Annotated in this window: 26 protein-coding genes; 20 read left to right on the top strand and 6 right to left on the bottom strand. The window is 46.4% G+C overall.

All coding sequences use genetic code 11. From position 1 onward, the window contains the following. Window positions 1–195 precede the first annotated feature (195 nt). Window positions 196–2199 carry a protelomerase family protein gene (locus tag L4B77_RS10325; RefSeq protein WP_429750280.1) on the top strand — a complete coding sequence of 668 codons (2004 nt, stop codon included), beginning with the start codon at window positions 196–198 and terminating at the stop codon, window positions 2197–2199. A gap of 66 nt (window positions 2200–2265) precedes the next feature. Here L4B77_RS10325 and L4B77_RS10320 read toward each other — a convergent pair whose 3' ends face one another. From L4B77_RS10320 to L4B77_RS10300, 5 genes are all read right to left on the bottom strand, one after another. Beyond that, a complete protein-coding gene (locus L4B77_RS10320; RefSeq protein ID WP_429750278.1) occupies window positions 2266–3117 on the bottom strand; it encodes a 3'-5' exonuclease in 852 nt (283 codons plus the stop codon). A 5-nt stretch (window positions 3118–3122) separates the two neighbouring features. Continuing rightward, window positions 3123–3248, bottom strand: coding sequence for a hypothetical protein (locus L4B77_RS10315; RefSeq protein WP_429750276.1), 126 nt, complete (start codon window positions 3246–3248; stop codon window positions 3123–3125). Between the two features lie 8 nt (window positions 3249–3256). After that, window positions 3257–6889 (bottom strand): plasmid replication protein, CyRepA1 family, encoded by a 3633-nt coding sequence (locus L4B77_RS10310; protein ID WP_429750274.1) that lies wholly within the window; start codon window positions 6887–6889, stop codon window positions 3257–3259. A 62-nt stretch (window positions 6890–6951) separates the two neighbouring features. Then, window positions 6952–7131, bottom strand: coding sequence for a hypothetical protein (locus L4B77_RS10305; RefSeq protein WP_429750272.1), 180 nt, complete (start codon window positions 7129–7131; stop codon window positions 6952–6954). Between the two features lie 89 nt (window positions 7132–7220). Further along, window positions 7221–7847: a LexA family protein gene (locus L4B77_RS10300; RefSeq protein ID WP_429750270.1), complete on the bottom strand. Its 627-nt coding sequence runs from the start codon at window positions 7845–7847 to the stop codon at window positions 7221–7223. 117 nt (window positions 7848–7964) lie between these two features. Here L4B77_RS10300 and L4B77_RS10295 point away from each other — a divergent pair, with 117 nt between their 5' ends. The 10 genes from L4B77_RS10295 (at window position 7965) to L4B77_RS10250 (ending at window position 14284) form a co-directional block, all read left to right on the top strand. Beyond that, window positions 7965–8162, top strand: a complete 198-nt coding sequence (locus L4B77_RS10295; protein WP_140347657.1) for a Cro/CI family transcriptional regulator — start codon at window positions 7965–7967, stop codon at window positions 8160–8162. Then, window positions 8159–8773: a hypothetical protein gene (locus L4B77_RS10290; protein ID WP_140347655.1), complete on the top strand. Its 615-nt coding sequence runs from the start codon at window positions 8159–8161 to the stop codon at window positions 8771–8773. The genes L4B77_RS10295 and L4B77_RS10290 overlap by 4 nt, the downstream gene beginning before the upstream one ends. An 11-nt stretch (window positions 8774–8784) precedes the next feature. Beyond that, window positions 8785–9492, top strand: a complete 708-nt coding sequence (locus tag L4B77_RS10285; protein ID WP_429750267.1) for a bacteriophage antitermination protein Q — start codon at window positions 8785–8787, stop codon at window positions 9490–9492. Window positions 9493–9705: 213 nt separating this feature from the next. Continuing rightward, window positions 9706–10236, top strand: a complete 531-nt coding sequence (locus tag L4B77_RS10280) for a hypothetical protein (RefSeq protein WP_429750265.1) — start codon at window positions 9706–9708, stop codon at window positions 10234–10236. A gap of 14 nt (window positions 10237–10250) precedes the next feature. Then, window positions 10251–10463 carry a hypothetical protein gene (locus L4B77_RS10275; RefSeq protein WP_180903015.1) on the top strand — a complete coding sequence of 71 codons (213 nt, stop codon included), beginning with the start codon at window positions 10251–10253 and terminating at the stop codon, window positions 10461–10463. Further along, on the top strand, window positions 10450–11532 hold the full coding sequence (gene rdgC, locus L4B77_RS10270) for a recombination-associated protein RdgC (RefSeq protein ID WP_429750263.1): 1083 nt from the start codon (window positions 10450–10452) through the stop codon (window positions 11530–11532). The genes L4B77_RS10275 and rdgC overlap by 14 nt, the downstream gene beginning before the upstream one ends. Continuing rightward, window positions 11532–12089, top strand: coding sequence for a single-stranded DNA-binding protein (gene ssb, locus L4B77_RS10265; protein ID WP_429750261.1), 558 nt, complete (start codon window positions 11532–11534; stop codon window positions 12087–12089). The genes rdgC and ssb overlap by 1 nt, the downstream gene beginning before the upstream one ends. Window positions 12090–12177: 88 nt before the next feature. Then, a complete protein-coding gene (locus tag L4B77_RS10260) occupies window positions 12178–12342 on the top strand; it encodes a hypothetical protein (RefSeq protein WP_429750259.1) in 165 nt (54 codons plus the stop codon). Then, window positions 12342–13865, top strand: coding sequence for a DNA cytosine methyltransferase (locus L4B77_RS10255; protein WP_429750257.1), 1524 nt, complete (start codon window positions 12342–12344; stop codon window positions 13863–13865). The genes L4B77_RS10260 and L4B77_RS10255 overlap by 1 nt, the downstream gene beginning before the upstream one ends. Further along, complete coding sequence (locus tag L4B77_RS10250) at window positions 13865–14284, top strand: DUF4406 domain-containing protein (protein ID WP_429750255.1); 420 nt, start codon at window positions 13865–13867, stop codon at window positions 14282–14284. The genes L4B77_RS10255 and L4B77_RS10250 overlap by 1 nt, the downstream gene beginning before the upstream one ends. 34 nt (window positions 14285–14318) lie before the next feature. Here L4B77_RS10250 and L4B77_RS10245 read toward each other — a convergent pair whose 3' ends face one another. After that, window positions 14319–14555: a hypothetical protein gene (locus L4B77_RS10245; protein ID WP_429750253.1), complete on the bottom strand. Its 237-nt coding sequence runs from the start codon at window positions 14553–14555 to the stop codon at window positions 14319–14321. Window positions 14556–14737: 182 nt separating this feature from the next. Between L4B77_RS10245 and L4B77_RS10240 the strand changes: the two genes are divergently transcribed. From L4B77_RS10240 to L4B77_RS10200, 9 genes are all read left to right on the top strand, one after another. Beyond that, on the top strand, window positions 14738–15034 hold the full coding sequence (locus tag L4B77_RS10240; RefSeq protein WP_429750251.1) for a hypothetical protein: 297 nt from the start codon (window positions 14738–14740) through the stop codon (window positions 15032–15034). A 414-nt stretch (window positions 15035–15448) separates the two neighbouring features. Continuing rightward, entirely contained in the window at window positions 15449–16495 is a 1047-nt protein-coding gene (locus L4B77_RS10235) for a DNA methyltransferase (protein ID WP_150897860.1), read from the top strand. A 22-nt stretch (window positions 16496–16517) separates the two neighbouring features. Then, window positions 16518–16796, top strand: a complete 279-nt coding sequence (locus L4B77_RS10230; protein WP_140381121.1) for an HP1 family phage holin — start codon at window positions 16518–16520, stop codon at window positions 16794–16796. Then, window positions 16796–17320: a lysozyme gene (locus L4B77_RS10225; RefSeq protein ID WP_140381119.1), complete on the top strand. Its 525-nt coding sequence runs from the start codon at window positions 16796–16798 to the stop codon at window positions 17318–17320. Before L4B77_RS10230 ends, L4B77_RS10225 begins: the two co-directional genes overlap by 1 nt. Next, on the top strand, window positions 17310–17726 hold the full coding sequence (locus L4B77_RS10220; RefSeq protein ID WP_140347633.1) for a hypothetical protein: 417 nt from the start codon (window positions 17310–17312) through the stop codon (window positions 17724–17726). The genes L4B77_RS10225 and L4B77_RS10220 overlap by 11 nt, the downstream gene beginning before the upstream one ends. Continuing rightward, a complete protein-coding gene (lysC, locus tag L4B77_RS10215; RefSeq protein ID WP_140347661.1) occupies window positions 17710–17907 on the top strand; it encodes an Rz1-like lysis system protein LysC in 198 nt (65 codons plus the stop codon). Before L4B77_RS10220 ends, lysC begins: the two co-directional genes overlap by 17 nt. A 343-nt stretch (window positions 17908–18250) precedes the next feature. Next, window positions 18251–18430 (top strand): hypothetical protein, encoded by a 180-nt coding sequence (locus L4B77_RS10210; RefSeq protein ID WP_256423629.1) that lies wholly within the window; start codon window positions 18251–18253, stop codon window positions 18428–18430. Beyond that, the gene (locus tag L4B77_RS10205; RefSeq protein ID WP_429750247.1) at window positions 18402–18674 is read left to right on the top strand and encodes a hypothetical protein; all 273 of its coding nucleotides are present in this window, start codon (window positions 18402–18404) and stop codon (window positions 18672–18674) included. The genes L4B77_RS10210 and L4B77_RS10205 overlap by 29 nt, the downstream gene beginning before the upstream one ends. Beyond that, complete coding sequence (locus L4B77_RS10200) at window positions 18661–18867, top strand: DUF7940 domain-containing protein (protein WP_150897815.1); 207 nt, start codon at window positions 18661–18663, stop codon at window positions 18865–18867. Before L4B77_RS10205 ends, L4B77_RS10200 begins: the two co-directional genes overlap by 14 nt. Window positions 18868–18917 lie beyond the last annotated feature (50 nt).

The following is an 18917-nucleotide window of genomic DNA, read 5'->3' as shown; positions in this document are numbered from 1 at the left end:
ATTAAATGTTACTAAGTGCACCAATAATCTAGCTAGATTATTGGTGCACTTAGTAACATTTAATCGGGTGCACTTATCGCTGGTTTATTTGTGTCTGGTGCATTTAATTTATCTGGTGCAGTTATTGAGTATTTATTGGTCTTGTAGTACATTTATTTTAAATCTGGTGCATTTATTTTCTGTAAGGTGGGAACCATGAGAGACAAAGACACAACCAAAAAAGAGATAGCGGACTTTTGTGAGTCTGTTTACTCGGATAAAACGCTTAGCCCTAAGCAAATCACAGACCGCCTTGGTGCGATGGTCAAGCGTCATTTAAAGGATGGCAGTATTGGCATTGAGTCAAAGCGTGTGCGTGTTGGCCAGCATAGTGAGGTGCACTATAGCTTCACCAATATCAGCAAAAAGCTAACCGGGGAAAAGCGCAAGCTGGCAGAAGTAAAAGAGGCACACCGCATCTCGAATAAGCTTCGCGAGTGGAAGGATGCGATCACTGCCCTTAATATGCCTCACCACCTTATTGAAAAGCACCTTGATAAAGCGGCAAAGAACCTGGAAGAGTACATCCCTGATTTCTCTAAACTGATGTCCCCAGACATGGACGTTTCGACTCTGAGAGACAACTGGAAAATTCTATACAAGAATGAGCGCCGAGGTCCAAACCGTGCTGCTGTAGTCAAGGCGCTACAGGATATCCGCATCGAGCACCACGCCTACTATCTGATCCAGCCTATTTATGTTTGGGTTAGAAAAATCGGCACCTCTATGGACCGTGACAAGCGTGATAGCAATGTTATGAACCAGATTAAGGTTAACCCGAATTTCGCACTGGAAACGGCGGAGAACCTGCTGAAAGAGTCAATCGAGAAGAAAGATAAGGCGAATAAGTTCGACTTAGCAGTAGCGATAGCGATTGCAACAGGCAGACGTAGAACGGAAATATTCAAGACTGCAGTGTTTGACGTTATTGAAACCACACCAGAGCAGCATGTCATTTTCAGTGGTCAGCTAAAAACTCATGACCGTGACCTATTTAATGACGTCAAGCCATACGCGATTCCATGTTTGGTTGATCGCGACTTGGTGCTGGATGGACTGAACCTGCTGAGAAAGTTACAGAAAGACGACATGGTGACTTACCTGGACCAACGTGGGAACGAGGTCGCAAATGGCGTTTTAGACTTGCCTATCTCGGACCAATACCACACTAATGCGGTTGGTCGTTATTACTCTCACTCTGCGAACGAGCGCATCCGTACCATATTCAATACGCCATTAATGGAGTTCCGCCACTCACGTGATATGTATAGTGAGATTGGCTATGACCGATTCAAGAAAGAAGGTGAAGGTCGCTCTGCATATCGAACCCGGGTTTATGGCCACGCTAAAGGTCAAAGTGAAACAGGGCGTTCTTATGAGAAGTTCGAGATCAGTACCGAGGTAGAAAAGGCCAGCTTTATCCGAGCAGGTGAAAAGAAAGTCTCTTCATCTCAAAACAAGCCTGTGGTCGATGCCTTGAGTGAAATGACACCTAAGATTGAAGACTGGAAGCGCAGCCCTAACGCTATACGCATTCATAAATGGCTGATTGAGCAGTTAGAAGCAGGGCTTCCGGTTGATAACATCACCGCCCACTACATTCGCAAGCACATCATGTTGCCAGACGTTCAGCAGCTTAACCTGCGAAGCATCCAAACCTACCTAAGTGATAAATGGGTGGATTGGGAAGAACTGAAAAAGCTGGCACTGGATGAAGTCGTTGAAGAAGAAGCTGTCGATGAAATTGAAGATGAGATCGACATGATTGAGTCTGATGATGAAGACGATGCTGAATCAGAACCGGAAGCTGAGGAAGAAGAGCCAGCCGTCACCGAAAAACCAAAGTTTGCCGCACCTAAGAAACTGGATAACGGAATGTGGCTGGTTGATATGACTTATAAAGGCATGACTTTCGACTTTACTGTTCAGGCTGATAACGCAATGCAGGCAATGCATGCTGCTTGGAATGAATATGAGTTTTGCGCCAGCTTGCCGAAAAAGCCAATGATTAGCACGATGAAGAAGAACGGCTGGTGGATCGCCCAAGTAAAACATCGCGGTACCATCGTTCTTGAACACATGGGCCCAGGTAAGAAAAGCGCATATGTGAATGCGCTGCTGGTGGATTACAACAAACGATTTGCCAAATACTGGCAGTAACCAAAACAAAAAGGCTGGGGTATCCCAGCCTTTTTCTTATCCACAGAACACGTTGAAAACCTGTTGTTACATCTCTGCAATCTTACGAATCAAGTCAACCGTTCCCAAGCAATCAGCAGTAGCATCATGCGCTCTACCGCTCCACTCTACCCCTGCATAAAGCATGGCATTAGAAAGGGATATGGTTCCATATCGGTTTGTTGACCCAAGAACAGGTACCGCAACTTTCCGCATGGCACATGTCCAATTACCGCTGTTGAAAGAGGCATCACCAAACGTTGAAGCGCAAATACGCTGGTCGAATTCTGCGTTAAAAGCGATCAGCTCTTTGCCTTGCAATATATCTTCAAGCTCAACCAAAACCTGCTCTGGTTTAGGGGCATCTTTCAGCATTGATGCATCAATACCATGAACATTATAAGCACCTTCTGAAATAGGTACTTCCGTATGAATTAACGATGAAAATAACACTTCACGTGTTTGACAACATACTGCTGATAGCTGGATGGCCACGCCATCTAAATTAGTGGTCTCGGTATCAATAACCACGGCACCTTTTTCGATCAGATTCTGACACAATGCAATAGCCCGGCCTTTAGGGCTGTTTGCCTTGCTAGTATCTGCTAATTTTTTCGCAGCTTCTGTTTGGGCTTGAGTTCTTGGCTTGGTGGTAACCTCTCTCATATTTACGCATTGGTCCAAGTTAAAGCACTCCACCATCTGCCCCCAGTGGTTTTTATAACTGTACTCACATACGGCATCTTTATTTGGCTTGACCCTGAAAATAGATTTAAGGGTACTTTTGTTGTGCATCTTGTCGTCAAGGTTCATCTTTCGCACAGCAGCTCGTCTTTCCTTGAAGCTCATATCGTTGAAGCCTTCGATACGTTCCACATAAAAATCAATTGGGTTATTCATGTCCATCACCATTTAATCTTTGCTGCTGCGCGTAAAATACGCTGTCTTGAGCGCTCCTTGCGCTCGGCTTCTTGTTCTTTTTTCTTCTTCTCTGCCGCTACAGAGAACGAATAAACATTTGTCTGAATCATGCTGACTCCTAGCCCACCAATATGTCACGAATGGTGCCTGCCCAAGCCTCAGGGTTATCTGAGAACACGTCCAAGCCCTCCCGCTCCATTAATGCCACAACCTTATCAGCAGGCATCTTATGCTTGTTCACGGCGATATTAGCCACCTGTTGCACCACTTCGCGGTGTTTTGCACTGAGAGTGTGAGTGGCTGGAATCTGGACTTGTATCTGTGGATCTTCCTCCCTCCCCTCTATATACGCAAAGCCCGCATCACAGCTAGTGTTTGTGGCTGGTGGAAGTGATCCACCTTGCCCGATTGATTTATATAAAACTGTCGGCGAAGGTGGATCATTTTTCGCGGTCGCCTGATCATCAAATCGGTCTGAGATTTGTGCAAATGCCTGCGCTAGTTCGTCGCGTAATTCAGTCTGGCCAGCAAGCACACATTGCTTGTCCATCTTGCCGAACAGGATGTTCCAGCCCGGCTTGAAGTCGCCTTTGTTGATTGACTCGATGAACTTGTTAACACTACGGGTAAGCACTTCTACATCGATGTTGTCGATGTCGTGCATGCTGTCTTCGATACCGCGAGTACGCATAGCAACCAGAGAGCGAACGCCAGCCCAAGCATCCTGATCCACACAGTAGGTGTTCACTGCCTTACCGTTGACACGGCGCTTGCCTTTTTGAATGACAGGCACAGCAAAAGAGCGCAGGTGGTTGTTCAGCCACTGGCACGGATTCTCTAGCGTGTTTGGTGTTACAGTGATGTTTGAATACTTGAACAGGCGGTCTTTGTTCTTCTTCTGCTTTAGCCATGGGCCAAGTTCTTTATTGAGCTCTTCTGCAGTCCAGGCTTTGCCGTTGTAGTTCAACTGCTCATCAATACCTGCGATGCGTAACAGCTTGATCATGTGAGCGCGACGAATGGAAAGGTGACGCCAGCTCACTCGGCTCTCTGCGTGTTGAACGTCTTTGCTATCCAGTGCCTTAGCCGTTTCCGGTGTTACGTTCACCCACGTTAGGCGCTTGATAGAGTTAACGTATCGGTTGCGCTCTTGGTTGTATGTTAGTGAACACGTTACTGCTTCTTTCAGAGATTCAGGAAACTCGATAGGTGCATCCGCTTGGTTGAACTCGCAGTTTTCACCTGGTTGTTCGAACTCTTTGTATAGCTCTTTCGCCATAGGGAATAGCGAGTCCAGTTCTTCATCGGTTGCATCATCAAGGTTCAGGTCGTGAACCACTTTAGATTTGGCGATTTCAACAGCCGAGTGGTTTTCACCATTGGACATCATGTTGTCAAAGGCTTCGCCAATATGAACCGGAGCGTCGGCAATATCACGTAGCAATTCGCGCTTGGTGCGCTCATTGGCAAGTTCGCGGATTGTATTACCCAGCTTTTTCGCCATTTCGTTTTCTGTTACATGAATGATTTCATAGCCATCGTGCTCGGCAATTTCCAAGAAGCGAGCTTTGTAACGGTTCTTCGATACGTTGTGTTGTGCTTTAACTTCGCAGTAAAGCCACTCGAAAAGAGGGTTGCGAGATGTGTATTCGCCCGTTGTTGGGTCGATAGCCAAGACTTTCATAGTCTCAGCTGATACTTCATCGATCAGCTTGCTGTGAATGTAATCTGGGTCAGTTGGTTCGCTGCGTTCTGCCGGGTCTAGGTATACGTGGAACTCGGTAATGTTACGAGCACGGTTTAGACCTTGGTGGCCCTCTTCACTTGTGCCTACTCGGCTAGATAGGAAGCCCACTGTTTTTTCAAACTGGTGACAGTTAGCACTAATATCGAAGCCAGTACCCAAGGTTGGGCTTGCGATAATCACATCCAGATCAGGAACAACCGCATTAATGTCTTGCAGGGCCGTTGCCACATCTTCGTGATCAGTTACATCGGCGTGAACCACTAGCACTTTGCCAGCGTAGTTGCCTCGCTCGCGTTCTTGCTCAACGGCAGTCGCAATACGTTTTACTTCTGATTTTGAGTTAGCGTAAATGTAGCGTTTGCCCTTAGCCATCAGCTGTTGCATCACCACTTCGGTTAGCTGTGCTTTTGACTGGTAAACGTAAAGCTTTTTAGGGTTGCCGTTTTCGTCTTTACCTGTCTGGTACTGGTTGTCGTAAATGAAACCAGAGTTAAGACCAATGCGGTTGCAGAATGCTTTGGTTAAATCACCCAGGTGAGCATCTGCCAGTATTTGGCACTGTGAATGAGTCAGCGCAAAAGTCAGGTAGTTTAAGCAGTGCTCACCGTAGCGGTTTGTTTCTGCAAAGTAGTGACCAAGGTTTTGTTCGATTTCATCAACAAACACCACATCCCAGCGAGAACCCGCAAGACGGTGAAGTGAGTCAACAGAGCACACAAGGATATTCGCATTTCTCAGTGCCATGTTCGCATCAATGCCTTTACCTGCATCCTTGATGATCAGGTCTTCGTAATACTCCACTTGGATAGTGTCGTTATTGATGCTCGAGCGTAGTGATTTAGCCAGTGCACGGCGGTGAGATACGATTAGGGTTTTTAGATGTGGGTTCTGCTTAATGAACTTTTGAACCGTGGTCGATTTACCCGTACCCATACCAGATTTAAGCAGGTTCAAACCGTTGCGAATTTCTGCCTGCAGGTAACGAGAATTTGAAACGAGAGTTTTGAAGCCACGAACATGTAGCAGCTGGTTAAGTACAGCGTTATCGCCCTCGGTGATGTAAACTTCACTCCAGTCCTTGCCTTCGGTTTGTGGAAGTGTCCAGAAACCACCAGATCGCTCGATCATTTCCCAGCCCGTTTTATCATTATCGGGTGCTGCGATGAACTCTACATCAGGGTGCTTTTCTTGAAGCAGTAGGATAATGCCTGGAATGTTACCTTCACCGATTGGTGAAATGATAACTTCGCCGCTGGCCATGTGAGCTGCGTAAGCATCGGCAAGACCACCAACCACAAAAACACGTTTGCGACCGTGGACCCAATCCGTACCAAAAGTAATAAACCCGATATCAGTTCGGGCATTTTCACTTGAGAATTTGTTTAATTTCTTAGTGCCGATTTGGATGCGCTTGTCGATGATCTTTTCGTAACCGCAGAAGTTGCCTTGGTTGAATAGTTCATCGTGAATTGGCCACGCTAGGAATGGACGGTTGTACTTGTCGTAACCTAAGCGAACGTCAACGAATTTAGCCAGGTCGGTCATCTGCTTCTCTTGCATGTAACCTGTTGGCGCAAATTGAGCCGTCCAAGATTTGAACTCGTGCTCTTCTTTTTCAAGAGCTGTCCACTGCGCTTGCTCAGCCTGTTCACGTTTTTTCTGTGCGGCTACTTTGCGCTGCTCAGATTGTGCTTTACGTTGTTGGCGTTCTTCATCTGTTAGCTCTTGGCGCTCTGGCTTCCAGCCTGCTTCCATAGCCATGTAGATGAATGAGCCGAACGAGGTTTTGCGCGTTTTGCGGAAGTTCTTCCACCAAGCGTTGAATTCTTTCTTATGGTAAGAGCCGCCCTGTGCAGACCAGCTTTCAAATATATCGCGAGCACTGTCGCCAAATTCGGAATAAAGCGCACGACCGATTTTAGACCAATCGACATAAGGGAGATTGGGGTCAATCTTATTCAGTGCGTCTTCTACTTCTAAGAGTGTCAACTCTAGTCTGTTCATTGTTCCCTGCCATTAATGCAGCAGATAGCGGTGCGCTGAAAATTTGCTCAAAAGCAATTTTTCTATTGCACGCACACGCGTAGACAGCTAGAATTAAACCAAAGTTTGTTGTGGTGGTTTGTTTCTAACTGCCCATTTACGTAAAGAAGCTCGGTCGCCACAACCGGGCTTTTTTTACGTCTGCTGTTTTTATTTTCTTCTTTAAAATCAGTTACATAGTTTAATTTATCTGTAATAGTCATATTGTCACCATGCCTCTGATCGTCTACTAAGCCACAATAATAAACGATTTAAACATGGTTAGACAAGGTAATTTAAACCTTGGTTTAAATTAATATGCTAATTTGATCCTGCTGGAACGCGCCACACCCACCACGGGGTGTATAAACTCAATTTCCTTCAGTGGAAACGTCATGCGTTTGTAACCCTGATTATAACTATCAAGGAACACGATCCCATCACGGAGTGCGGCTAATGTCTTAACCATCACATCTCCGTCCTTAATTTTTACCACGACCTCTTCACCAGTCGCAGGTTCAGACTCAGGATCAATGAGCACAGCTTCACCTTCCAGAATCCTCGGTGTCATGCTGTCCCCTATTACTTTCAGGGCGTACACATGCTTACCTCTGGCTGGAAAGTCCACATATTCATCGCTAAAGCCGACCGGGAAGCCCAAATCAAACCATTCCTTGTTCGGGCCAGCCTGCGTATTCCCCACAATAGGGATACGATTGCTGGTTGGTGCCTCTCCTACGATTTCACCACCGTAGTAAAGCCATTCCAAAGAAACGTCCAATTTCTCGGCTATACGCGCTGCGTAGTCGAATCCCATACCCATTCCCGACTCCCATTTACTCACCATGGTCACCGAACTTTGGGCTGCACGCGCTAATTCCGACTTGGAAAGCTTTAGCTCTATTCTCCGCTCTTTTAAGCGATCACCTATCTCGTTCATATCATTATATTACCACAAGGTTTTAAACCTAGGTTTAAAAATTTGATCTTGAACATATGTTTAATGTAAAGTTTAAACTTAGGTTGAATAAACAGGCCAATTGGTTAAAATGGCTGCATGAAAACTGAAACTGTTATTAATCACTTTGGTAGTGCAACTGCAGTAGGTAATGCCTGCAAATGTTCGCCGCAAGCTGTAGCCAAGTGGGGGGAGGAAGTGCCATTTCTTCGCCAATTCCAATTGGAAATCATCACTAACGGCGAGCTTAAAAGCGATTTCACTTCAACAAAGATACTCAAGGAGGGGCAGCAATGATATGTCGAGCGAACGACAGCAATTTAGCGCAGATTGTCATAAGACATACGCTTGCCTGTTTTGAAGCAACTAACGTGCGCCGTGATGAGTTCGTCAAGGGTGCATTGATTAGCAACCTGATCGAGTCCGGTGCTTTGGGTGAAGAGCCTAATGATGCTGACGCCTTTCAGCGATGGCAAAAAACGAAGTGTAAGCAGATAGAGCGGATCCTTAAAGAAGAGTCCCCTATGCCTGCTGACTTTGTTTTTGGCTGGATTGCTGCTCTGCCTGGTGAGTATCGCACCAAGTGCATGAATGACGTTTGTGGCGCGATGGGCACTTTCTATACCCCACTCTCACCTATTGGGCCAGAGTCAAAACTCACCGAAATGCAGGCATGCCTCTCAGATGTTTCTAAGGAGTTTGCCGATGTTCTTCAACATTCAGAGCCTGCTATGGACGGTGTTTATAACAGCGATGATTGTCGTGCCGGCTTACAGCAACTTTCTAATGAGTTGTACGAGCTTATTGCTACCAGCTTTGTTGAGTTGGGCGCAATTAAAAAGGCAACCGGGATCATGCCGTCGGCTTATGTGTCGATGGCAAACAGCCAGCTATTTAAGCAAGGCTAAGCGGGGTCGCAGTGCATTACAACAAAGAAGGCTTAAGAGAAGAACTTCGCCAGGCACTGCTTGTTGTTCCCCGCACTCGAGGTCAGTTGGAAGGTTTTGAGAATAACGGTTACGACAGCAAGTATGGGCGATCACCTACTCATGAAATTGAGATTGGTGGTGAGTCCATCAAGGTGAAAGCAGAAGTGGTGAGAACGTTAGCGTGTAAGACGTTCAAGAAGTCACCGATGCCACTACCGCCCCAAGCGTTCAAGTTTACGAAATTAGTACGAGCCATGAATAACGCAAGAACGTGCGTAGCAGAATGGCTTCGCTACTGCTACAGCGATGGCGCACAGCTGCCATCAAGAGAGTTTTTAGTGGAGTTACTTGCTCAGTTCTCAGAGCAGGAAGAACGTGCACTAAGAGGCTCATCTGCAGAGTTAATTAAGCATTTGGCTTTACTGGCTTGCCAGCAGAAGCGAGATCAAATCAACGCAGGCAAGGACTTGCTGCCACAGACCAAGATTGCACAGCTCGCAGGTAAGAGCGCAGCTGCTTGGAATAAGCGCTGGGCATGCCGTTGGAATCGCCTGCTTCGGATTATTGAATCATTCGATCAGGAGGGGCTTGACCATGTGTATGAATGGGGACGCCGCGACAAAACTACCAGAAGGAATAGCAACATGCCTTTGCAACGTAGCCTTCGAACTGCAGCCAGAAATGAAATGGTTGCCTGAGTGGCGATATAAGCAAGCCACAAGAGAATTTATGCTGATGTGCCCGAACTGCAATTTTCACACATTTGCATTTGATAACAAGAACGCTGCGATAGCGTGCTGGAGTATCAGTAATCGGTCTGGTGACGAGCACATATTGATGATGTGGAAACGTGATTACGCCAGACAGAAAGACCAAGCAGTCAATAAGGCTGCATAAGCCAGGAGATAAACATGAAGAAGTTTTTCAAATCAAACCATGCAGATGTGTATTCAGCATGGACTAACTACCGAAATCAGGTCAGTAAGCTGAAAGCCGAATGTACCGCTTTTGCTGAACACTTTGACGCAAAGCCAGCCTTTGTTTTTAGTGCAACAGGTCATGCTTTTGGTGACTTGATTCTTAATAATCCGCATACCCGTCCTGATGCTGAATTTTGGACTAAGCCAAATTCGACACGAGGCAACACTAGCTGGATCCGTCAGCGTGTTAAAGGCAAAGAAAACATGAATAAGCTTCGCGAACTTAGAGCGGAGTATGAAAAGCTAAAGCCTGATTGCACTGATGTCTCTCTGGATGAGCTTTATAACACCATTGGCATCTCTTGGGGTGATGTTGTTTTTTCCGGTATCGAGTGGTTTGCCTTTGAAGGTGATGTCTATATTTCCACCTCATTAAACCTACCAAAGAACGTAGATGAAATTACAGCACATGAGTTTTCTATCGCAAAAAAGTCAAAAGCGTCGATAGATAAAGCAGCGTAATCCAAGGAGCCATTATGCGAACCATAGCAGTCAGCAGTGAGCCTTTTACCTTTGAATCGTACTTTCAAGCAGAAACATATTTAGAAAAGCAAGGCTATCACTGTGAGAACGAACATTGGGTTCAGAGTGAAAAGCCGATTGCGACCGTGGTCGCAAAGCCCAATGGCGTACAAATCGAATTTAAGAATAGCGACCAGAACAAAGAGAACGGACATGATTTTTACTGAAGCAAGCATTTACCGCCTGTTTGAATTTAAGCACAGCTTGGAAGAGCTGAACGAAAAGCTTAGCAAGCACCGCTACTCACCAATTGGTGATACCAGCACATACACTGGCGGTTTCCGTCACCCTGTTAATTCAGACTATGAAGAACTGGCCATGAAGCTTGGCGCTTTATTTGGATTTGCATATCGCATTGAAGAAAAGAAAGCCCCTGCTGCTCAGGTAAATGAGCTGGCACGTAAGCGCATTAAGGAGCTTGAAGAAAAAGGTACCGTCGTCACCAAGCAATTGGGAAGTGACATTGAAGATAACGCACGCAAAGAAGTATTACGCATGCAGGTGCCAACCGTGAATATCGTTACAGGCTTTATTGATGCCGATAAAGGTTGGATTTACCTAAACACTAAATCTATCAAGCTGTGTGAATCGGTGCTTGGTGCACTTCGTAAGGCATTGGGCTCATTTCGTGTTATGCCAGGTCGTACAGCAGCACGACCAAGCGATATGTTGTGCAAATGCCTTTGTGCAGAGGGTGTTGAACTTTCTCAGGGATTGCATATTGATCACTCTGGCAAGGTTAAGGCCGTTGGTGACAAGGCATCAAAGAAAATCACGTTTGAAGGCATTACTTTAGACGATGAAGAGCTGGCCGTTCTTCGTGGTAAGGACATCATTGAGGCTGATATGTATTTTGACCAGCCGCTTGGTGAAGATGATTTCGAGCGTTGGTCCTTTAAGCTTCATACCAAAAAGGGGCGTCACCCGTTCCAACTAAGTAAAGTTTCTCATATTCCACTTAGCCAAGATCAGGAACCTGTATTTTCTTATGGTGCTGATGATCAGTGCTATAACGCTGATTGGCTGTTAACAGCAAACCTCCTTCACACACTAAACCAAGTTCTTGGTGAATCTTTTGGTGGCTTTGATGATTTCGAGGAAAAAGAAAGTACGGAAGGTGAAAACATTACACCGGGCAAGGATGGCACGATTTGGGCTTCTGAACTTCAAAAAGCAGCATCAAAAGGATTGTCAGACGGTATCACAGTAACGGTTGAAGTTAAGGAAGGTGAATAATGGCTCAGCGTGGAGTTAATAAAGTTATCCAAATTGGTTGGCTTGGTGAAGACCCTGAAATTCGTTATCTGCCAGACGGTACTGCTGTCGCTAATCTGACTATTGCCAACAGTGATGTATGGCGTGACAAGGCAACTGGAGAGCAGCGCGATAAAACAGAATGGCACCGAATCTCAGTTATTGGGAAAACGGCTGAGTTCTTGGGGGAATATGCGAAGAAAGGTAATCAGGTTTACATCGAAGGCAAGCTTAGAACCAGGAAGTGGCAAGATCAGAGTGGTCAAGACCGTTACACCACTTATGTCGATGTTCGCTACCCTGAAGGTCAGGCGCAGATCCTTGGTAATAAGCAGCAATCTTCTCAGCAAGGCGGTTGGGGCCAGCCACAACAACCAAACAACGGTCAGCCACACAACCAACCACAACAGCAGCGAGCTCCGCAGCAACAGCGTGCACCACAGCAGCCTCAATACAATGAGCCGCCAATGGATTTTGACGACGACATACCGTTCGCTCCAATCGGGCTTCAATACCCGGCTCTTCTGAATTGCATGTAATACCAATGCTTCAGTTCAAACTAATCGCTGGCAGCGTAATGTTCTATAGCCTCTGCGCTGCCCTACTTTACATTCAACAGGCTTGATCATGCTTCCATCTGATTCCAGTGAATTACAAGCGTATGTCATGAAACATAACCGCATGACCCAAGCTCAGGCGCAAGCCTGGTTAGATAAATGGGTACCGCACTGGAGAACGGAAGAACCCAACGAGCCTGTTGGTGTCATCGAATATAATGGTGAAGAAGAATAATGGAATATGGATTGTTAAAAGGTGAAATTGTTGTCGACAATTTTGCAGGTGGTGGCGGTGCTTCTACTGGTATTGAGCTTGGATTAAATAGACACGTTGATATTGCAATTAATCACGATCCTGAAGCTATCGACATGCACAAAGTTAATCACCCTGAGACAGAGCATTATTGTGAATCTGTTTGGGATGTTGACCCTGTTGATGCTTGTCGTGGACGTCCAGTTGGGCTGGCTTGGTTTTCGCCAGATTGTAAGCACTTCTCTAAAGCCAAGGGTAATAGACCTGTAGATAAAAATATTCGTGGGCTTGCTTGGGTAGCTGTTCGTTGGGCTGCTTTGGTCCCTGTAAGAATCATGATGCTTGAGAATGTAGAAGAGTTCATGACATGGGGGCCAGTTGTAGAAGTGGATGATAATAAATTTAAGCCTTGCCCAGATCGAAAAGGCGAGACTTTTGATGCTTTTGTTCAAGTGTTAACGACTGGTTTGGATAAAGCACACCCGGCCTGGCCAGAAGTTAAAGATGCTCTTGGTGATAACTTCCCGTATGAAAAGTTGGAACAAGGTCTCGGTTACGATGTGGAATTTAAAGTTCTACATGCTTGTGACTATGGTGCGCCGACTACAAGGAAGCGTTTCTTTATGGTTGCAAGAAATGATGGTGCAGAAATCCAGTGGCCAGAAAAGACGCATGGTCCTGTAGGTAGTGGGCTAAAACCGTTTAAGACTGCAGCCGATATCATTGATTGGTCTATCCCGGTTAAATCAATTTTTAACCGTAAGCGACCTCTAGCCGAAAACACCATGAAGAGAATTGCAAAAGGGTTAGAGAAGTTTGTCTTAGATAGTGAGAAGCCGTTTGTTGTTCCTGGTGAGTGCACTACCCCATTTATTACCGAGTGTGCCAACGCATCAAGTCAGCGAAACATGCCAGCCGATCAACCTTTAAGAACGATTTGCGCTCAGGTTAAAGGAGGTCACTTTGCTTTGGTTTCCGCTTTTATAGCTAAGCATTACACTGGTGTTGACGGTTCTAAAATGGAAGATCCCTTATCTACAGTGACAACGGTGGATCATAATGCTTTGGTAACTAGCCATATGGTTAAAATGCGAGGGACTAATGTTGGTCATGGCAGTGATGAACCAGTCCATACTATTTCAGCCGGCGGATTGCATATTGGTGAAGTTAGAGCGTTCCTTATTCAGTATTATGGTACAAGTGTTGGCCATGAGTGTGGCAAGCCCCTCAGTACAGTAACAACAAAGGATCGCTTTGGTCTGGTAACTATCAAGGGAGAGCAGTATCAAATAGTCGATATTGGCATGAGAATGCTTGAGCCTCATGAGTTATTCGCAGCCCAAGGTTTTCCTAGTGACTATGTAATCTCACATAACAGCGAAGGTAAAAAGTTATCAAAGAAAAGCCAAGTGGCTCGATGTGGAAACTCAGTCGCACCGCCAGTGGCACAGGCTTTAGTTATGGCTAATATTGGTGATTACTTTGAAGCAAGGGAGGCTGCTTAATGGAGTCTCTTGGAAAGAAAGCATCATCATTGGTTAAACAGGCTGAGAGCTTGGTACGTGACATCGAAAGTCGTAGCTTGAATAAGGTGTATATTGCCGGACCCATGTCCGGCCTGCCTGACTTCAATCGCACCAGCTTCTTTTCTTTGGGGAATCGAATTAAACACCTTGGGTATGTTGTCCTTAATCCTGCTGTTCTGCCTGACGGGTTAACCCAAGCCGAGTATATGGATATTTGTTGCGCTATGGTTCGTGCTGCAGACTGTGTTGTCATGCTGGAGGGGTGGGAAGATAGTGATGGTGCAGTTGCTGAATACCACCTAGCGAAGAAGTTAGGCAAAGCTTTGATGACAGAGCTGGACGTTGGAAGGCATGAACGTATTTTAAGCTGTGAAGTTAGTTATAAGGCTTTCGGGTAGTAATAAAGGAAAGGGCCGCAAATGCGGCCCTTTGTTATTCGTTGTAAATATTATCAAGCATGGCCAGCTTGCCATGTAGCTGCGTGGCGTCGCTTATCATTGGGATAATGGTTTCACTTAGCAGGCGTTCTTCCGTCATTGGTTTGCCCTGCTTTTCTTTCTCAGACATTTCGTTGCAAGTTTTTTGGTGTAGCTTGTAAATCATCTCGCGCAGCTTGGTTGAAAGTTCAATAGCTTCTGCGATGTCGCTTTTAATTTGCGTGGTTGTCATGATTTGTTCTCCTGGCTTATTGTGCGAGGGGAACGTTAGCTCTGAACCCATTACCCAGCGAGTGGTTTATTGCCAATAGGAGGTCGTGGTCACACAAGCCAATTTCCCAAAAAATAGGACTGGCTTTCCACCTCGGTAATACATAGTGTCGTCCCTGACTTAAATACGCCAGGAGATAAGTTATGAACCAAATTAAAAACGACCAGAAGAACCTTGTACGCCAGATACTTGAAAGCGCTTCGTGTGGGCCACAGAGCGCCGACAGTGTTGGTGGTTATGCAATGGCAAAAGGTGAGGCTAGTATTCCCCACGTTGCGTTTGTGATGGAACAGCTAACTATTGCTGGTCAGTTAAAGCAGATCCCAGATGGGCGATACATTACCACGGACGTTGGTGAAATGATGTTAGCCACACTAAACACACCATGTAGTGCTTTGTCTATAAATAAAACACAACATGTAGTTGCAAATGTCCTATAGTTAGGGTATAAATTTATCAAAGTGCGGTTTTTGCAACCGCAAACAATTTCAAACCTCGCCATTGGCGGGGTTTTTTCGTATTTGGGCACAGCCTTGAGTACCTGAGACCTGCTTAGGCAGAGAGGGAGCTGTGCAACTTCTACGGCAATGAAATGGGCGACTGTGAAGTGCGGGAACACCTCACAGCCATCTGACCTATTACGCAAGTCATACGCCAGACCAAGGCCCACCCAGCTCTGCAGAGCGGTGTGGAGTCTACACGAAAGTGAGACTATATGACAAAACTAATAGAACTGCGCTGCCCTAAGTGTGGCGCGAAACTTTGTGAATTTATCGGTACCGTTTCTATTAAGTGTAAGCGGTGCAAGTCAATTGTTAAGGAGAGTGCCTAGAGCGCCATGCGCGGAGGCACCATTGAAACATTCATTCTTTGACAATCGCGTGCAGCTGCTTAATGCAGACTGCCTGACCTACCTGAAAACCTTACCCGACAACAGCGTCGACCTTGTTTTGACGGATCCACCCTACTTCCAGGTTAAGAAAAACGCTTGGGATAATCAGTGGCCAGATGTTGAAACGTTCTTGGCGTGGTTGGACGAGGTAATGCTGGAGTTTTGGCGAGTGCTGAAACCATCCGGCAGCATTTACTTGTTTTGTGGCCACAAGCTCTCGGCGGATACCGAGCTGCTTATGCGCCAGCGTTTTAACGTTCTGAACCATATCATTTGGGCTAAGCCTAATGGACCATGGCGAAGAATGAGAAAAACCGACCTGCGTTCGTTCTTCCCCGCTACCGAGCGTGTCCTGTTTGCAGAGCATTACGGATCAGAAGGTCATGCCAAAGGCGTGGCTGGGTACGCGAAGAAGTGTGCAGAGCTAAAGAAAGAGGTGTTCGAGCCTCTGATCAACTATTTCAGAAATGCTCGTGATTCATTAGGCATTTCAGCAAAAGAGATCAACCAAGCCACAGGCACTCAGATGTGTTCGCACTGGTTTAGTGCCAGCCAGTGGCAGCTTCCTAATCGTGAGCAATATGAAAAGCTGCAGGCGTTGTTCGCTGAACATGCCGGAAAGCTTGAGCGTTCTCATGATGAACTAACCAAAGAATACGATGCGCTTAATGCTGATTATCAGTCGCTAACTCGTCAATACGACGATCTCAAGGCTGAATATGAAAGCCTGCGCCGTCCTTTCAGCGTCACAAGTGACGTGCCTTATACCGATGTTTGGACGTTCACTCCCGTCGCGTATTACCCAGGCAAGCATCCATGCGAAAAGCCAGCGGAAATGCTGGAACACATTCTTACTGCGAGTAGTCGAGAGGGTGATGTGGTGCTTGATGCCTTTATGGGTTCCGGTTCAACGGGTAAGGCGTGCGTGAAGTTAAACCGCCGCTTTATTGGTATTGAGATGGAAGAAGGCACTTATATGTCGACGGTTGAATCATTTAACCAGTTGTAAAAACGTAAAGCGTGAGGCTCTGATGCTAGAGAAAAAACAACTATGGCTGACCGCTCTAGCTGGAGTTGTCGCCGCTTTCTTTATTGCCAAGGGTGAAAAGGTTACCCAGTTCTTTGCAGGCTGGGTGACTGTCCTTGGTGCGTTTTCTGTTAGCGAGTGGGGTGTGATTGGTGGCTTAATGCTCGGTTTAGCCTCTTTCATTCTCACTTGGGTTTACAAACATAAGAACCACGAAGTGCTAAAGGCAAAGGTAGCCAGCGGCGAACCTCTTGAGGCACTTCTCGATGAGGACGACAGATAATGAAGACTAAAAACAAAATTGTCTGTTCTGTCATGGCCATCATCGCTCTCGTTACTGGCGGAGTGGTTCAAAGTGATTTGATGGTTTCACCAAAAGCCTTGGAGATCATAGGCAATGCAGAGGGATGTCGGTTAGATCCTTATGTTTGCCCTTCTGGCTTAATCACTAATGGCGTGGGAAATACTCATGGCGTGGATGATAAGCCGGTGACTGAAATCCAAGTCGCTGAGGATTGGGTCAGAAACATTAAATCAGCAGAAGAATGTCTCGTTGCTTCAATGGGTGATGCTCCGATGAGCCAAGGGCAAATTGATGCTTTCACATCATTCATATTCAACACAGGCTGCACGCGATTCAGGCATAACCCGGACGGCAGCGAGACACGTATTTATAAGCACATCCGCAAGGGTGACTATCCCAAAGCCTGCAATGAGCTGAAGTTTTGGGTGTATGGGGCTGGGAAGAAGTTGCCCGGCTTGGTGAAGCGGAGACAGAAAGAAACGGAGCTATGTTTTGCTAACTAAGATGAACGGCATTTTTATCGTGGCGCTTGGATTGGTGATTGGCTTCTTCTCTTTGCGTGTCGATTACCTGGAGCAACAGATTGAGTCAAAAGACTCAACTATTGCAACCAAACAGGCTGAACTCGCAACCGTTAAGCTATCCATTGCAACCGTGACGCAGGTAAACACTGAATTAAACGCGACCATTGGCACGCTCACTCAGCATTTAGAGGATGAGCGAAAGGCAGTGAGTTACATGGAAAACTACACTGCGACCGTGGACGCAAGCGTGAATAAAGCAGTTGGTGAACTAAAAGGACTACTACGAGATGAAGAAGATGATTGTGGCACTAAGCGTTTGCCTCAGCCTGTCATTGACCGGATGTGGCAGCACTACCGACCTCAAGGTGGTGACGCAGACTCGTGACGTTGTAGTGCTTCCGCCAGCCGCTTACCTTACACCTTGTGAGATTCCATTCGATAGCCCTCCCCTTACAAGGGATGAAGCTGTTGAACGTGACCTGATTTGGAAAGGTGCACTAGAGAAGTGTGGGCAGAAGCCCGACAAGATCAAACAGTGGTACCAAGACAAGCAGGCAGATAAATAGCGGTAAGTAGCGTGAGCACTTTCCATTACTAAATCCATTGCTTTCATTAAAGCCAGCGTTTGCTGGCTTTATTTCTAAGCGGCCTTATGAGGCTGTTTAGGAATAACTGAAATGAGCATTAACCCGGATGAGGACAGAGCATGTAGCGGCTAACTCCCAAGTGGGCGGGTAACGATAACTGAACGGGCAGACGATGCGTTCGTTACGGAAACCAATCTCATGACAGCTACTGGCTAGACAATCCACTGGCCATTAGCAAACCCGGACCAACGAACGGAATAGTCGATAGATATGTAGGTGGTGCGCTGGATTGTGCATATCCAATCGACGTAATGAGGTAGCTATGTTTGAAGCAATTCTGAATACACAAGGGCAGGCGCTCGAGCGTTTGATGAGTAATCAGCCAACGGCTAATCCTGCAAAGATGGAGCTGGCAAAGCAACGTCTTGAGGAGTCTATCTGCTTGGCTATTCAGGCAGCAAAGGAAACAACCGATGGCGATATTCAAGCACAGGCTGACTAAGCAACAGATAGAAGAAGAGTACACACATTACGCTCTTCTGTTTGGTGTCGTGCCTATCTACTTCAATGAACAGACCAACGCGGTCTGTGTTCGTAATTGGTGGCCAGAGTGGCTACTGGATTTCTTCGAGGGATTGTTTGCTGTGTTCTGTATTGTGGCTACATCCATCAATCCAGATCTGGATCCAATGTTCCCTATCAAACTAACCAAAGAGATAAAAGGTGGTGACCATGAAGCTGATTGATAACTGGAAAGAGTCAGGAAAGCTGTGGACCATCCAGTGGTCGCTGGCTGTTGTGGCTATGAACCTGCTGGCTTCTCTGCTCCCTTTGGTTCAGGTGCATGTGAGTGTGCCAGTGTATGCAGGGCTGAACGCCACTGCAGCTGCGTTGACGATCATCTTTCGTGTTCTGTCTCAGACACCGAAGCCCGAGTGATTGCGACCGTGGTCGCAATGGGTCCTTCCGGCGTATCTGGAACCCCACGG

The sequence above is a fragment of the Vibrio minamisatsumaniensis genome (assembly GCF_050337445.1).
Taxonomy (GTDB): domain Bacteria; phylum Pseudomonadota; class Gammaproteobacteria; order Enterobacterales; family Vibrionaceae; genus Vibrio; species Vibrio artabrorum.
Note: the sequence above shows the minus strand (reverse complement) of the source record. Positions and strands in the feature narration are given on the sequence as shown.

What these genes read in the sequence shown, in the direction of transcription:
- L4B77_RS10325 (WP_429750280.1), top strand. Translation starts at nt 196, where the DNA reads ATGAGAGACAAAGACACAACCAAAAAAGAGATAGCGGACTTTTGTGAG.
- L4B77_RS10320 (WP_429750278.1), bottom strand. Translation starts at nt 3,117, where the DNA reads ATGAATAACCCAATTGATTTTTATGTGGAACGTATCGAAGGCTTCAAC.
- L4B77_RS10315 (WP_429750276.1), bottom strand. Translation starts at nt 3,248, where the DNA reads ATGATTCAGACAAATGTTTATTCGTTCTCTGTAGCGGCAGAGAAGAAG.
- L4B77_RS10310 (WP_429750274.1), bottom strand. Translation starts at nt 6,889, where the DNA reads ATGAACAGACTAGAGTTGACACTCTTAGAAGTAGAAGACGCACTGAAT.
- L4B77_RS10305 (WP_429750272.1), bottom strand. Translation starts at nt 7,131, where the DNA reads ATGACTATTACAGATAAATTAAACTATGTAACTGATTTTAAAGAAGAA.
- L4B77_RS10300 (WP_429750270.1), bottom strand. Translation starts at nt 7,847, where the DNA reads ATGAACGAGATAGGTGATCGCTTAAAAGAGCGGAGAATAGAGCTAAAG.
- L4B77_RS10295 (WP_140347657.1), top strand. Translation starts at nt 7,965, where the DNA reads ATGAAAACTGAAACTGTTATTAATCACTTTGGTAGTGCAACTGCAGTA.
- L4B77_RS10290 (WP_140347655.1), top strand. Translation starts at nt 8,159, where the DNA reads ATGATATGTCGAGCGAACGACAGCAATTTAGCGCAGATTGTCATAAGA.
- L4B77_RS10280 (WP_429750265.1), top strand. Translation starts at nt 9,706, where the DNA reads ATGAAGAAGTTTTTCAAATCAAACCATGCAGATGTGTATTCAGCATGG.
- L4B77_RS10275 (WP_180903015.1), top strand. Translation starts at nt 10,251, where the DNA reads ATGCGAACCATAGCAGTCAGCAGTGAGCCTTTTACCTTTGAATCGTAC.
- rdgC (WP_429750263.1), top strand. Translation starts at nt 10,450, where the DNA reads ATGATTTTTACTGAAGCAAGCATTTACCGCCTGTTTGAATTTAAGCAC.
- ssb (WP_429750261.1), top strand. Translation starts at nt 11,532, where the DNA reads ATGGCTCAGCGTGGAGTTAATAAAGTTATCCAAATTGGTTGGCTTGGT.
- L4B77_RS10260 (WP_429750259.1), top strand. Translation starts at nt 12,178, where the DNA reads ATGCTTCCATCTGATTCCAGTGAATTACAAGCGTATGTCATGAAACAT.
- L4B77_RS10255 (WP_429750257.1), top strand. Translation starts at nt 12,342, where the DNA reads ATGGAATATGGATTGTTAAAAGGTGAAATTGTTGTCGACAATTTTGCA.
- L4B77_RS10250 (WP_429750255.1), top strand. Translation starts at nt 13,865, where the DNA reads ATGGAGTCTCTTGGAAAGAAAGCATCATCATTGGTTAAACAGGCTGAG.
- L4B77_RS10245 (WP_429750253.1), bottom strand. Translation starts at nt 14,555, where the DNA reads ATGACAACCACGCAAATTAAAAGCGACATCGCAGAAGCTATTGAACTT.
- L4B77_RS10240 (WP_429750251.1), top strand. Translation starts at nt 14,738, where the DNA reads ATGAACCAAATTAAAAACGACCAGAAGAACCTTGTACGCCAGATACTT.
- L4B77_RS10230 (WP_140381121.1), top strand. Translation starts at nt 16,518, where the DNA reads ATGCTAGAGAAAAAACAACTATGGCTGACCGCTCTAGCTGGAGTTGTC.
- L4B77_RS10225 (WP_140381119.1), top strand. Translation starts at nt 16,796, where the DNA reads ATGAAGACTAAAAACAAAATTGTCTGTTCTGTCATGGCCATCATCGCT.
- L4B77_RS10210 (WP_256423629.1), top strand. Translation starts at nt 18,251, where the DNA reads ATGTTTGAAGCAATTCTGAATACACAAGGGCAGGCGCTCGAGCGTTTG.
- L4B77_RS10205 (WP_429750247.1), top strand. Translation starts at nt 18,402, where the DNA reads ATGGCGATATTCAAGCACAGGCTGACTAAGCAACAGATAGAAGAAGAG.
- L4B77_RS10200 (WP_150897815.1), top strand. Translation starts at nt 18,661, where the DNA reads ATGAAGCTGATTGATAACTGGAAAGAGTCAGGAAAGCTGTGGACCATC.